At 66.9% G+C, this 13,859-nt stretch carries 11 protein-coding genes; 10 read left to right on the top strand and 1 reads right to left on the bottom strand.

Features of this window, described 5'->3' with window-relative positions:
- Positions 1-367: 367 nt before the first annotated feature.
- Positions 368-2,743: a xanthine dehydrogenase family protein molybdopterin-binding subunit gene (locus ACQR0U_RS14005; protein ID WP_434872176.1), complete on the bottom strand. Its 2,376-nt coding sequence runs from the start codon at positions 2,741-2,743 to the stop codon at positions 368-370.
- A gap of 200 nt (positions 2,744-2,943) precedes the next feature.
- On the opposite strand from ACQR0U_RS14005, the gene ACQR0U_RS14000 reads away from it, so the two are divergent.
- The 10 genes from ACQR0U_RS14000 to ACQR0U_RS13955 all read left to right on the top strand — a co-directional run bounded on the left by ACQR0U_RS14000 (position 2,944) and on the right by ACQR0U_RS13955 (position 13,755).
- Positions 2,944-4,017, top strand: a complete 1,074-nt coding sequence (locus ACQR0U_RS14000) for a Ppx/GppA phosphatase family protein (protein ID WP_315714425.1) — start codon at positions 2,944-2,946, stop codon at positions 4,015-4,017.
- Between the two features lie 234 nt (positions 4,018-4,251).
- The gene (locus ACQR0U_RS13995; protein ID WP_434843369.1) at positions 4,252-4,947 is read left to right on the top strand and encodes an RlmE family RNA methyltransferase; all 696 of its coding nucleotides are present in this window, start codon (positions 4,252-4,254) and stop codon (positions 4,945-4,947) included.
- Positions 4,948-5,049: 102 nt separating this feature from the next.
- Positions 5,050-5,328 (top strand): DUF3551 domain-containing protein, encoded by a 279-nt coding sequence (locus ACQR0U_RS13990; protein WP_315714423.1) that lies wholly within the window; start codon positions 5,050-5,052, stop codon positions 5,326-5,328.
- Positions 5,329-5,409: 81 nt separating this feature from the next.
- A complete protein-coding gene (locus ACQR0U_RS13985; RefSeq protein WP_315714422.1) occupies positions 5,410-5,769 on the top strand; it encodes a hypothetical protein in 360 nt (119 codons plus the stop codon).
- A 165-nt stretch (positions 5,770-5,934) separates the two neighbouring features.
- A complete protein-coding gene (locus ACQR0U_RS13980; RefSeq protein ID WP_315714421.1) occupies positions 5,935-6,903 on the top strand; it encodes a Bug family tripartite tricarboxylate transporter substrate binding protein in 969 nt (322 codons plus the stop codon).
- Positions 6,900-7,394, top strand: a complete 495-nt coding sequence (locus ACQR0U_RS13975) for a tripartite tricarboxylate transporter TctB family protein (RefSeq protein WP_315714420.1) — start codon at positions 6,900-6,902, stop codon at positions 7,392-7,394. Before ACQR0U_RS13980 ends, ACQR0U_RS13975 begins: the two co-directional genes overlap by 4 nt.
- Entirely contained in the window at positions 7,394-8,893 is a 1,500-nt protein-coding gene (locus tag ACQR0U_RS13970) for a tripartite tricarboxylate transporter permease (RefSeq protein WP_434872175.1), read from the top strand. Before ACQR0U_RS13975 ends, ACQR0U_RS13970 begins: the two co-directional genes overlap by 1 nt.
- A gap of 196 nt (positions 8,894-9,089) precedes the next feature.
- Positions 9,090-10,565 (top strand): HlyD family secretion protein, encoded by a 1,476-nt coding sequence (locus tag ACQR0U_RS13965; protein ID WP_434843367.1) that lies wholly within the window; start codon positions 9,090-9,092, stop codon positions 10,563-10,565.
- 11 nt (positions 10,566-10,576) lie between these two features.
- Positions 10,577-11,779, top strand: coding sequence for a hypothetical protein (locus ACQR0U_RS13960; protein ID WP_434843366.1), 1,203 nt, complete (start codon positions 10,577-10,579; stop codon positions 11,777-11,779).
- A complete protein-coding gene (locus ACQR0U_RS13955) occupies positions 11,779-13,755 on the top strand; it encodes a glycosyltransferase family 2 protein (RefSeq protein ID WP_434843365.1) in 1,977 nt (658 codons plus the stop codon). The genes ACQR0U_RS13960 and ACQR0U_RS13955 overlap by 1 nt, the downstream gene beginning before the upstream one ends.
- The last annotated feature ends 104 nt before the right edge of the window (positions 13,756-13,859 follow it).

Here is a 13,859-nt window from a genome sequence, read left to right as displayed (position 1 = left end):
ACGCGGCATCCAAAAGACAGCTGTCATGCTCCGCCTGCGCGGACGATGACGGCGAAGTTCTGGGTACGCTGCTTGCCCACACTCCCGTCATTGCGAGCGCAGCGAAGCAATCCAGAGTGTTGCCGTGGAGGCAGTCTGGATTGCTTCGCTACGCCGCTACGCTCGCAATGACGTGGAGAGGGCCCCACGGCCCGATCGACAGTCCGTAGCCCGGATGCGCGCACGCCGGCGCCCAGCGGGTGCAGGCGGGAGCGACATCCGGGCTCACCGACACAGCCCGTGAGACCCCGCATATCGCTGCGCTCATGCGGGCTACGGGCTTTTCGTTTGGCAATGAGATGTTTTCGCCTCATCGCGAGCGAAGCAGCTACGCCGCGGTCCTCGCCTTGCCGTCCTGGATCGCGCGCCAGAGCTTTTCGGTGGTGAGCGGCATGTCGAGATGCTTCACGCCGTAGTCGGACAGTGCGTCGATCACCGCGTTGATCACGGATGCCATCGAGCCGGCGCAGCCGGCTTCGCCGCAGCCCTTGGTGCCGAGCGGGTTGGACTTCGCCGGCACCGGATGGTTGTCGACCGTCATCATCGGCACGTCGGAGGCGCGCGGCAGCGCGTAGTCCATCAGAGATCCCGTGATCGGCTGGCCGCTCTCGTCGTAGCGCAGATGCTCCATCAGCGCCTGGCCGATGCCCTGGGCGACGCCACCATGGAGCTGGCCGGCGACGATCATCGGGTTGATCACCGTGCCGAAATCGTTGATCGCGGTGTAGGCCACGATCTGCGCGACGCCGGTGTCCGGTTCGATCTCGACCTCGCAGACATGACAACCATTGGGGAACGTCGATTCCGTTACTGTCGAGTTGTGGTCGACGTCGAGCGAGGCTGGCACGCCGTCGGGCATCTTGCCCTCGCGCAGGCGGCGCGCCAGCTCCATGATGTCGATGCTGCGATCGGTGCCGGCGATGGTGAACTGGCCGCCCGCGAACTCGATGTCGGCTTCCGAGGCTTCGAGCAGATGCGCGGCGGCCTGCTTGCCCTTGGCAATGACGAGCTGTGAGGACTCGACGATGGCCTGGCCGGTCGCGGTGATCGAGCGCGAGCCGCCGGTGCCGTTGCCGAACCGCACGAGATCGGAATCGCTCTGCTCCAGCCTGATCTTCTCGAACGGCACGCCGAGTTGCGCCGACAAGACCTGCGAGAACGGAGTCGCGTGGCCTTGGCCGTAATCCAGCGTGCCGGTCGTCAGGGTCACGCCGCCATCGGCGTCGAAGGTGATCTTGCCGAGCTCGCCCGACGGCGGCGCGGTCACCTCGAGATACGAGCCGACCGCGATGCCGCGAAGCTTGCCGTTCTTGCGGCTCTCGCGCTTGCGCTTGGCGAAGCCGGCGTAGTCGGAGACCTGCAGTGCCTTCTCGAACACCGCGGCGAAGTCGCCGGAGTCGTAGGTGACGCCCGACGCGGCCGGGAACGGCATCTGGCTCGGCTTGATGAAGTTGCGCTTGCGGATGGTGAGACGGTCGATACCCATCTCGCGCGCGGCGGTGTCGATCAAGCGCTCCATGAAGTAGTTGGCCTCGGGACGGCCGGCGCCGCGATATGCGCCCATCAGGGTGACGTTGGTCAGCACGGTCTTGATATCGACGCCGAGCAGCGGCGTCTTGTAGACGCTGGCGAGGTTCTTGCCGGTGTTGAGCGACAGCGGCAGCGGCGCCACGCCCATGATGTAGGCGCCGAGATTGCCGTAGCCGGACAGTCTGACAGCGAGAAACCGGCCGTCGGCGTCGAGCGCCAGCTCGCCATGGATGATCTGATCGCGTCCCTGGCTGTCGGACAGGAAGGCGGTGGTGCGCTCGTCGCGCCATTTCACGGGGCGGCCCAGCTGTTTGGCGGCGTGCAGGATGCAGACATATTCGGGATAGGAGACGTTCTTCATCCCGAAGGAGCCACCGACATTGGTGGTGAGGATGCGGACCTTGTCCGGCGCGACGTTCAGAATCTTCGCCAGCGTCGCCTTGTTGCCGGACACGCCCTGGGTCGGCACCTGCAAGGTGAAGCGCTCGGTCTTGCCGTCGAACGCCGCGAGCGCGACGCGTGGTTCCATCGACACCACGGCGACGCGGGTGTTGACGATGTCGAGCTTGGTGACGTGCGCGGCCTTGGCGAAGGCTTCTTCGATCTTGGCCGTGTCGCCGTAATGATAATCGAGCGCGACGTTGTTGGGGATATGGTCGTAGAGCTGCGGCGCGCCGGGCTTGGCGGCTTCCTCGGCATTGGTGACCGCGGGCAGGGGCTCGATATCGAGCTCGACCGCCTCGGCCGCGTCGCGGGCCTGGGCCGCGGTCTCCGCCACCACGAACGCAATGGGGTCGCCGACGAAGCGGACCTTGTCGGCGGCGAGCGCCGGCCGGTTGGTCTGCAGCAGCGGCGAGCCGTCCCGGCCCTTCAGCGGCAGGCCGCAGGTGAACGGACCATAATTGGCTCCGGCGAGGTCGGCGCCGGTCCACACCCCGAGCACGCCGGGCATCGCCTTTGCGGCCGCGGTATCAATTCCCTTGATGATGCCGTGGGCGTGGCTGGAGCGCACGATCCAGGCATGGGCCTGGCCGGGCAGGTTGAAATCGTCGGTATATTTGCCGTGACCGCGCACCAGCGTGTCGTCCTCCTTGCGCCGGACCGGCTGCCCGACGCCGAATTTCTGCAGCGCGATCGCGTTTTCGAGGGAAGCCGGGGAGGTGTGATCTTGCATGGATGAGGACCCAAGGGGCTGAATTGGTCGCAAATGCGGGCTGTTCCCAGATAGTGCAGCGCCCGCGGCCGGACAACGGTTGATTAGGAATGGTGCATCACGCCTGATGGAGGGGCTGTTGCGCCGGCGCTATCCACTGATAATGTCTCACGAAAGAGAACTTCCATCTGGGCCGGTTCGGCCAGCGGAAAGACATTTGAATGATCAATGACACGCGGCTGCGGGAGAGTCCCGCGCCGCGCGGGAACTTGGAGCCCGGCTTGCGTCCGGGTCTGGACGTCGCGACGCCTTCCTGCGCCAGCAATGGCAGCAGCGTCTACGCGGCCCTGGACCTCGGAACCAACAATTGCCGGCTCCTGATCGCCTGTCCTTCGGGCGACAGTTTCCGCGTGGTCGACTCCTTCTCGCGCATTGTCCGGCTGGGCGAGGGCATCTCGACCACCGGCTGCATCAGCGACGCGGCGATGGATCGGGCCATCGCGGCGCTCAGCATCTGCCGGGACAAGATCCAGTCGAAGAAGGCCAGGCGCCTGCGGCTGATCGCGACCGAGGCCTGCCGCGCTGCGGCCAATGCCGAGGGGTTCCGCAGCCGGGTTGCGGCGGAGACCGGCATCGAGCTCGAGGTGATCGACCGCGAGACCGAGGCGGCACTGGCCGTCAAGGGCTGCGCGCCGCTGCTCGATCCCGGCGGGCGAGGGGCGATCCTGTTCGACATCGGCGGCGGCTCCAGCGAGTTGGTCCGGATCGAGCGCGATGCGGGCGACCGCAACGCCGAGCCGCGGATCAAGGCCTGGATGTCGATCCCGCTCGGGGTCGTGACGCTGGCCGAACGGTTCGGCGGCCGTGACGTGACGCCGGAGATCTATGCCGCCATGGTCGAGGCCGTGGCCGAGCATGTTGGCCCGTTCGCGGCCGAGAACGGCGGCGATCTCGCCGGCATGCATCTGCTTGGAACCTCCGGCACCGTGACGACGCTGGCGGGCATCCATCTCAACCTCGCGCGCTACGATCGGCGCCGGGTCGATGGCATCTGGATCAACGACGCCGACATCACGACGACGATCGGCAGGCTGCTGGCGATGAGCTACCAGGAGCGCGCCGAGAACAATTGCATCAGCATCGACCGCGCCGATCTCGTTCTGGCGGGCTGCGCCATTCTCGACGCCATCCGCCGGTCCTTTCCGCTGCCGCGCCTGCGCGTCGCCGATCGCGGCCTGCGCGAGGGCATGCTGGTCGAGATGATGCGCGAAGACGGCGCGCTGCGCACGGCGTAGCGACTTCACCCTCCCCTGGAGGGAGGGTCGTCTCACATGGAGCGCAGCGCAATGTGAGACGGGGTGGGGTGAGTTCCACGAGCGGTCTTCGTGCGGCTCACCCCACCCCGATCGCTCGCTTCGCTCCCGATCGACCCTCCCCCTCCAGGGGAGGGTGACCTTTGTAGTTCCGCCAGACCTCGAGCGTGGACGGATTTTCGCCTCCCGCGTCTGGTCACGACGACCGAGAAACACATGGCAAAAGACACCACCGGCCGCATGCATGTGCAGGTCAAGACCGGAGGCAAGCGCAAGCTGTCCTCGAAACTCTGGCTGGAGCGCCAGCTCAACGATCCCTATGTCGCGCAAGCCAAGCGCGACGGCTATCGCTCGCGCGCGGCCTACAAGCTGCTCGAGATCGACGACAAGCATCATCTGCTCAAGCCCGGCATGACGGTGCTCGATCTCGGCGCTGCGCCCGGCGGCTGGAGCCAGATCGCGGCGCGTCGGGTCGGGGCCGAAGCCGGGAAGGGCAAGGTGATCGCGATCGATCTGCTGGAGATGGGCGAGATCCCCGGCGTCACCTTCGCCCAGCTCGACTTTCACGCCCAGGATGCGCCCGAAAAGCTCCGCGCGATGCTCGGCGGGCGTGCCGATGTGGTGATGTCGGACATGGCGGCCAACACCACCGGCCACCGCAAGACCGACCAGTTGCGCATTGTCGGTCTCGTCGAACTCGCCGCGCATTTCGCCAGCGAGGTGCTCAAGCCGGGCGGCAGTTTTCTCGCCAAGACGTTCCAGAGCGGCGCCGATGCCGACTTGATGGCGCAGCTCAAGCGCGATTACGCCAGCGTCCGCCACGTCAAGCCGGCGGCGAGCCGGCAGGATTCGTCGGAGCGCTACGTGCTGGCGATGGGTTTCCGCGGCGGAGAGCAGGCCGACCTGTTGTAATGGCGTCATTGCGGCCTTGGCGCCCTGGCGATACAGAGCAGGGGCAATCACCGTCTCGGGAATCGGCCTGGGCCGGCGAGACGTCGATTCCGGAGGTCCTGCATGCGTGTCCTCAACTGGAGCGCCCTCGCGCTGGGTTTGGCGGTCGGGTCCGTCCTATCGGGCTCTGCTCACGCCCAAGCCTACGATCCGCGCTATCCCGTGTGCATGAAGGTCTATGAAGGCGGCCGGTTTGGCGGTGGCGAGTGGATCGACTGCAGCTATACGTCGCTGCCGCAATGTCGCGCGACGGCGTCGGGCCGTGCGGCGATGTGCGACCTCAATCCCTTCTACGCCCCGCCGTCGCCTCCGCCGCGCCGCGCGCATCGGCGGCATCGCTGAAACATTTCATGACGGAACGGCCGTTGCCGTGCCGCAATCGAACTGAAGATTCGAGACCCTCGTATCCATCGGGCTGCCGTGATGCCGCATCGTTTCATCGTCGCGATCGTGATGCTTCTGCTGCTGGTGCCCGCGATCGCGTCCGCGGCGCCGTCGCACAAGCGCAAGGCGCACCGTTGGCAGGGCTATGGCTTCCTGCCCGGCTACAAGCAGCCGCCCAACAACAGCCTGCCGCTCTATGCCGACAAGGAGGCCATGCGCAACGGGCCGCGCGGCAGCCGCCGCCATTGGTATATCGACGGTACGCCGAAATACATGCTCTACAACGGCGAGTGGCATTATTTCGGCCAGCCCGGCTTCTATCGCGGCCATTACAATGGCGGCAGCTTCGGCCCGTGCTGGACGCGGACGCCGGTGGGGATGGTCTGGACTTGCGGTTAGGCCGCTCCTCCCACAACCGTCTCGTTCTCCCAAGGCTGCTGCTGCAACGCGGGCGACGGCGCGAGCAATCCCGTCTGGACAGCGGCCGCATTTCCCGCTGAAATGCCGTTCCTCAGAAGCAAAAGAAACGCGAGCCGTTCGTTCGGCCGACCGTGGAGGACCGCTTTGAATTCGTTCTGTACGCGCCTGTTCGGCGCGGTCGTCGCTTTGACTGTGCTTGCCGGTACTCCAGCCTTCGCCCAGCAACTCGAGTTGAAGGTCATGGCGCCGGCCGCGCCCGGCGGCGGCTGGGACCAGACCGCGCGGGCAATGCAGCAGGCCTTCGTGGCGTCGGGCGTGGCACGCAGCGTCCAGGTGACCAACGTCGCCGGCGCCGGCGGCACCGTCGGCATCGCGCAGTTCGTCACCGGCGCCAAGGGCGACGGCAACCAGCTGATGGTCAACGGCTTCGTGATGGTCGGCGCGCTCGCCATGAACAAGTCGCCGGTGACCCTGGAGCAGGTGACGCCGATCGCGCGGCTGACTGAGGAGATCCAGGTCATCGTCGTGCCGGCCGCATCGCCGATCAAGACCGCGCAGGATCTCGCCGCGGCGCTGAAGGCCGACATCGCCAAGGTCACCTTCGCCGGCGGCTCGGCCGGCGGTGTCGATCACGTCATGGCCGCGCTGTTCGCCGGCGCCGTCGGGGCCGACGCCAAGAAGGTCAACTACATCCCGTTCTCAGGCGGCGGCGAGTCGCTGGCGGCGATCCTCGGCGGCAAGGTCACCGCCGGCATTTCCGGCCTGTCCGAGTATGACGGGCAGATCAAGAGCGGCAAGCTGCGCGCGATCGGCATATCCTCGGAGAAGCGCATTCCCGGCGTCGACATCCCGACCTTCAAGGAGCAGGGCATCGATCTCGTGCTCGCCAACTGGCGCTCGGTCGTCGCTGCGCCCGGCATTACGCCGGAGCAGAAAAAGACGCTCAGCGAGGCCGTCGAGAAGATGGTGAAGTCGGATTCCTGGAAGGAGATCCTGAAACAGAAGGGCTGGGATGACGCCTATCTTCCGGGTGACGCCTTCGCCGAGTTCCTGAAGAAGGAGAACGTCCGCGTCACCGACGTGCTGAAGTCGGTCGGCCTCGTCAAGTCATGACGACGGAGCGCGCCGGCACCGAGACACCCGCCTCGGGAGGCGTCGACAAGGCCGGCATCGTCATTGCGGCGCTCCTGGCGGCCGTCGCGCTCGTGCTGGTCTACGACGCCAATCAGATCCCGGCGACCACGATGTACGGCATGGGCCCGCAGGTCATGCCGGTCGTGATCGCGATCGGGCTCGGCATTCTTGCACTGGCCAATCTGATCGATGCCGTCAGAGGCAACCTGCCGCCGCGCGAGAGCTCCGATCCGGTCGCGGTGCTGCTCATTCTTGTCGGACTTGCGCTGCTGATCGCCATCATCGGCTTCGGCGGCGGCTTCATCCTGGCGACGACGGCGCTGTTCGTGACGACGTCGGCGGCGTTCGGCCGGCGCGCCTTCGTCACCGATTTCGTCATCGGCGCGGTGCTGACGACCACGATCTATCTCGCCTTCGACCGCCTCCTGACCTTGAGCCTTCCCGCCGGTCCGCTCGAAAGACTGCTCTGATGGACACCTTTGCCGCGCTCGCGCATGGGATGGCGATCGCCGTCCAGCCCATGAACCTGCTCTATGCGCTGGTCGGCGTGTTCCTCGGCACCGCCGTCGGGGTGCTGCCGGGCATCGGGCCGGCGCTCACGGTCGCCCTGCTGCTGCCGGTCACCTACAAGCTCGATCCCGGCGGTTCGCTGATCATGTTCGCTGGCATCTATTATGGCGGCATGTATGGCGGATCGACCACCGCGATCCTGATCAACACGCCTGGCGAGAGCGCCTCGATGGCGACCGCGCTCGAGGGCAACAAGATGGCCAAGGCCGGCCGCGGCGGCCCGGCGCTGGCGACCGCGGCGATCGGCTCCTTCGTCGCAGGCACCATCGCCACCATCGGTCTCGCCTTCCTGTCGCCTTACCTCGTCGACATCGCTGTGCGCTTCGGGCCGGAGGACTACTTCGCGCTGATGTGCGTCGCCTTCGTCACGGTGTCCGCGACCTTCGGCGAATCACCGATCCGCGGCCTCACCAGCCTGTTCATTGGTCTCACGCTCGGCCTCATCGGCATCGACAAGCTCACCGGGCAGGCGCGGCTCGCCTTCGGCGTGCCCGAGCTGCTCGATGGCGTCGAGGTGACGACCTTGGCGGTCGGCCTGTTCGCGGTCGGCGAAGCGCTCTACGTTGCCTCGCGCCGGCATCACACCGAGGAGAAGATCGAGGCCATCAAGGGCTCGCTGTGGATGACACGTGAGGACTGGAAGCGGTCATGGAAGCCGTGGCTGCGCGGCACGATGTTTGGCTTTCCGATCGGCGCGCTGCCGGCCGGTGGGGCGGAGATCCCCACCTTCCTGTCCTATTCGACCGAGCGGCGGCTGACCAAATATCCCGAGCAGTTCGGCAAGGGCGCGATCGAGGGCGTCGCCGGTCCTGAGGCCGCCAACAACGCCTCCGCCGCGGGCACGCTGGTGCCGCTGCTGACCCTCGGCCTGCCCACCTCGGCGACCGCCGCGATGATGCTCGCCGGCTTCCAGCAATATGGCCTCAATCCGGGCCCGCTGCTGTTTGCCGAGCGGCCCGATCTGGTCTGGGGCCTGATCGCCAGCCTGTTCATCGCCAACACGATGCTGCTGGTGCTCAACCTGCCGCTGGTCGGTCTGTGGGTGAAGCTGCTCGCGATCCCGACGCCCTGGCTCTACGCCGGCATCCTCGTGTTCGCCACGATGGGGACGATCGCCGCAAAGCCGTCCGTGGTCGAATTGTCGATGCTGGCCGGCTTCGGCGTGCTCGGCTTCCTGATGCGCCGGTTCGATTTCCCGATTGCGCCCGTCGTGGTCGGGCTCATCCTCGGGCCGATCGCCGAGAGCCAGTTGCGGCGGGCGCTCGCGATCAGCCTTGGGGACCCCATGACCCTGCTGCAGTCGCCGATCTCTGCAACGCTTCTGGTCGTCGCGCTGATTGCTCTGATCGCGCCGTTCATCTTGAAGGGACTCGGACGCTTCAAGGCGAATGAGGATTGAGTGCGGCCGCAAGCGGAAACCGCGCCATCGCACTGCAACATAACGTGACCGGAGGTGAGCGCGGAGATCGGGCGCAGCTTGAAACGATGTGCCCGCGATCTGGTTTGGGTTGAGCCATCGAGACCGGAGCCTGGAACTCCGGATCAGCCGAGGAAGCGTCTTTCGGGGCGTGTCACCCCAAACCGAAAGAGACCTGATGACCGATCGCTTCGATGACGGTTTCAAGCCAGCCCCCGCGCAACGTCGCGCCACTCCGAAGACCGCAACCCAGCCACAGCGCCATCCCGTGATCCTCAGGGTGTCGGCGCTCGGCGTGGCCGGCATCCTCTCGGCGCTGATGCTGACCGCGGTGGTGCCGCCGATCGTGGCCGACCAGTCCGATCGCGCCGTGGTCGATGCGCCGGTGATGCTGCTGACGTCCCCGATCGCGGGCCAGGTCGATTCGCTCACGGCCAAGCCGGGTGGCGAGGTTCGGTCCGGCGACCGCCTCGCAGAGATCACCAATCCGCGGCTCGACCGCGCCACGCTCATCTTGCTGGAAGAAAAGGCGGGCGACGCGCGTCAGAAGCTCGACGCCACCCGCGCCAAGCATCAGTCCGACGTCGCTTATGTCAGCTCGCTCGATCAGGAGATCGCGAGCCAAGCCGGTCAGTTGAAGGCGCAGTTGCAGTCCCAGATCGAGGAGCTGCGTGCCCGCGTCGCGCAGTCGAACGCGCAGAGCAGCGAGAAGAAGGCCATCGTCGACCGCCAGAACCGCATGGTCGCGCGCGATGCCGCCAGCGTCGAGATGCTGAAGCCGACCGAGCAGCAATATGCGGCGGCGCTGCACGACACCGATGCGCAGACTGCCAAGCTGAACCAGAAGCTGACGCAGCTGAAGGCGCTCGACGCCGGCGTCTATGTCGGCGAGGATCTGGTCGCGCTGAACATGCTCAGTCAGAAGCGCCGTGACATCGATCTCGATGCAAGGCGGATGGAGATCGAGGAGAAACAGCAGGCGGCCGTGCTCGACGATCTCGAGGGCCTGATCAAGTCGGAGCGCGCGCGGCTGGCGCGGCTCGCTGCCGCGGACGTGCTCTCGCCCGGTCCCGGCAAGGTTCTGGCGGTGGGCGCCGACACCGGACGCCACGTCAGCGCCGGCGATACGATCGCCTCGGTGGTCGATTGCGACAAGCGTTTTGTGGTCGCGATCTTCTCCTATCGCCAGGGCGAAGCGATGAAGCCGGGCACCAAGGTGCGCATCGATGGCGGCGGCTTCCATAGCGGCATCGTCAGCGCCGTGCTGCCGAAGACCAGCGACAAGGTCGACGAGCGCTTTGCCGTGCCATTTCCGCAGACCGAGCGGCGCGAGCTCTATGTCATGATCACGCCTGATGCTGCCGACGAAAAGCCGGCGGCGCAGCCGACCTCCGCGGCGACACCGGCCTGCACGGTGGGGCAGTGGGTCACCGTGACGCGCGACAATGGCATCGTGCCGTCGATGTCGGTGACATGGCGCCGGCTCGGCCACCTCGTTGCGTCGCTGACCGACCTGGATCCGTCTGAGCCGGACGAAGCGACGCGCCGTGCCGGTGTCACCAAGCTCGACTCCGCCTTGCGGTCGCACCCGGTGCAGCAGCCGGTATTGGACGAGCAGTGGCTGCCGACGGCGCGCGCGGTCTCGGCACAATGAGGCTTCTCTCCATGACGATGGCGGTGATCGCTCTGCTCGGCGGCGCATCGCCGTTGCGGGCCGAGACTTCGCTCTGTGCGGGACTGGTGCAGGCCGTCGAGCCTGGCCTCGCCGGCCGTGACGCGGCGTTCATTCGCAGCTACGAGCCGGGTGCCGACGAGGAGGGGCTGCCGCTCGGCCTTTCGACGACGGCGTTCACCTATGACAACGCTCTGGCAGCGATCGCGCTGGTCGCATGCGGTCGCACCGACGAGGGCCGCGTGATCGGCAACGCGCTGGTGCATGCCGCCGCTCATGATCGCACCTTCGGCGATGGGCGCCTTCGCAATGCCTATCGCGCCGGTCCTGTCGGCCCCGGGGCGGCGCTGCTGCCGGGCTGGTGGGACGACCAGAAGAAGATCTGGGGCGAGGATGCCGCGCAGGACGGCACCGCGACCGGCAACGTCGCCTGGGCAGCGCTGGCGCTGCTGACGCTGCATCAGGCGACCGGCGAGGAGGGCTACTTGTCCAGCGCGCGGCGCCTGATGGACTGGATCATTGCCAGCGCAACGAACGGAGCGGACGGCTTCAGCGGCGGTTATCACGGTTACGATCCGCAGCAGGTGCGCCTCAGCTGGATGTCGACCGAGCATAATGCCGATGTCTACGCCGTGGCCTCCTGGCTCCATCGTATCACATTGGAGCCGCGCTATCAGGATGCCGCGCAGACGGCGCGCCGCCTGCTCGATCGCACGTTCCGCGGCGATCGCTTCCTGCTCGGCACCAAGCCCGATGGCCGCCTCGCCGACGACAATCTGCTCGCGCTCGACGTGCAGCTCTGGCCGTGGATGGCGGTGACGGATACGCCCGACTGGCGCAGGGCGCTGCGCTTTGCCGAAACTCATCTTGCCGTCGACGGAGGCTTCGATTTCAACGGCGATCGCGACGGCGTCTGGGTCGAGGGCACCGCGCAGGCGGCGCTGGCCTATCGCATGGCCGGGGATGCCGCTGCCAGCGAGGAGCTGCTTGCAGGGTTGCGTGCCGACCGCACGGCAACGGGACTGCTGAACGCGACGCGCAACGCGCGCCTCACCACGGGTCTGTCGATCGACCCGACGGGCGCGACCACCATCCAGGACTTCTTCTACTACAAGCGCCCGCATCTCGGTGCTACCGCCTGGGCCGTGCTCGCCGAGACCGGCTGGAATCCTTTCACCGGCGCAAGGGTTCCCTGATGTTTCCGCTGCCCAGCAATGACGCCTCGGTGTTGACCACCGATCTCGGAGTCCTGCTCGGGCTCCTCGTGATGGCGCGTCTGCTCGATCCGACGCGCCGGCGCGACCGCCTGCTGTTCGGCGCTACCGCAGCGTCGTTCCTCCTGATCTACACGCTGTGGCGCTGGCACGACACGCTGCCGGTGTTCGACCTGACCCTGCAGGCGCTGTGGCCGCGGCTGTTCATCACGCTCGAGATCGTGGCGATCTCCTACACGCTGATGTCGATTCTGATCTTGACCCGCAGCGTCGACCGCTCGGGACAGGCCGACGCCGCGCAAGCTGCACTGGCCGCACGGGGCGAGCAGCCGGCCGTGGACGTGTTCATCTGCACCTATGACGAGCCCATGGAGATAGTCGAGCGCTCGATCCTCGCCGCGCTCGCGCTCGACTATCCCAACAAGACCGTCTGGGTGCTCGACGACACCAGGCGCGATCGGCTCCGCGCCTTCTGCGACGAGGTCGGCGCGCGCCATCTGACGCGGCCCGACAACAAGGGCGCCAAGGCCGGCAATCTCAACAACGCGCTTGCGGCGACGGCGCAGCTATCGAACGCGCCGGTGATCCTGGTGCTCGATGCCGACTTCGCCCCGCGCCGCGACTTCCTCCAGCGGACGGTCGGCCTGCTGCTGTCCGAGCCCGATATCGCCGTCGTGCAGACGCCGCAATTCTACTACAACCCCGATCCGATCCAGCACAATCTGCTGGCGTCAAGCCACTGGGTCGACGACCAGCGCTTCTTCTTCGACGTGTTCCAGCCGGCGAAGGACGCCTGGGGCTGCGCGTTCTGTGTCGGCACCTCCTTCGTCGTCCGCCGCGAGCGGCTCATGGAGATCGGCGGCTTCCCGCACGCGGCGATCTCCGAGGATCTCAACCTCACCTACACGCTGCTCAAGCGCGGCCATCGCACGGTCTGGCTGAACGAACCGCTCAGCTTCGGCCTCTCGGCGGAAGGCGTGCCCGAATACATCACCCAGCGCGCCCGCTGGTGCCTCGGCACGATTCAGGTCGCGCTCTTGCGCGACGGCCCGCTGCGCAGCCGCGGCTACAGCTTCACCCAGCGCTGGCACTTCCTGCATGGCGTGCTCAACTGGGCCTGCAAGCCGTTCATGGTGCTGCTTCTGATCGCGCCGCCGATCTACTGGTTCGCCGGGCTGCCGGCGTTCGAGGCCGACTATCTGTCGTTCCTGCGCTACGGCGTGCCGGCGCTGCTCGGGACGATCATCTACATGGGCTGGATCTCGCGTTCCAAGACCCTGCCGCTGTTCATGGAAGCGACCCATGCAGTGACCTGCTTTGCCGTCACGGCCACCTTGTTCAGCGCGCTGGTCCGGCCGTTCGGCCGCCCATTCAAGGTGACCGACAAGGGCGGCGACCGCTCCAAGCCGCGCGTCCACGGCAAGCTCGCCGCGATCTTTGGCGGGATCGCCGCGAGCTCGGCGGCGGCCATCGTCTGGGCGTTCGTGTCGCCGAATGCAGCCAGCGAGATCTCGTCGATCGACTACTTCAATCTGTTATGGGCCGGCATCGCGATGCTCATCGCCTTCATCGCGTTTCTCGTCTGCTTCGAGCTGCCGCGCGGCGAGGACCTGTTTCCGAGCGACGAGGCGGGCTGGCTGGCGCAGAGCGGCGAGGTCGTGCCGTGCAAGATCGAGGCGCTGTCGCTGTCGTCGGCCCGCGTGGCCGGTCCACCGCATCATCGCATGACCCGGTCGGGCACCCGATTGCCGCTGCATCTCGACGGCCTCGGATGGCTCGAGGCGTCGGTCGAGGCCGTCTCCAGGACGACCACGCATCTGCGCCTGCAGCCCGACGAAGCGCAACGGCGGCAATTGGTGGTCCGCCTGTTCAGCTCATCCCGCGGCGTCATCACCGATCGCGCCCGCCTGCGCGGTGCGCTGGCAGGGCTGGCGCGACGCGGTTTCGTCGGGCGGTGAGTTGCCGATCGTGCTGTCGGGTAGGCAGAGAGGCCGCCGCAGGCGGCAGCGGGCCCCCCGTCGAACCGCGCACTTGGACGCGAGACGGTGGCACGGCGTTACCT

Origin of the sequence: Bradyrhizobium sp. HKCCYLRH3097 (assembly GCF_051167875.1) — a bacterium.
Lineage (GTDB): Bacteria > Pseudomonadota > Alphaproteobacteria > Rhizobiales > Xanthobacteraceae > Bradyrhizobium.
The sequence above is the reverse complement of the archived record's forward strand: the minus strand, read 5'-3'. Positions and strand labels throughout refer to the sequence as shown.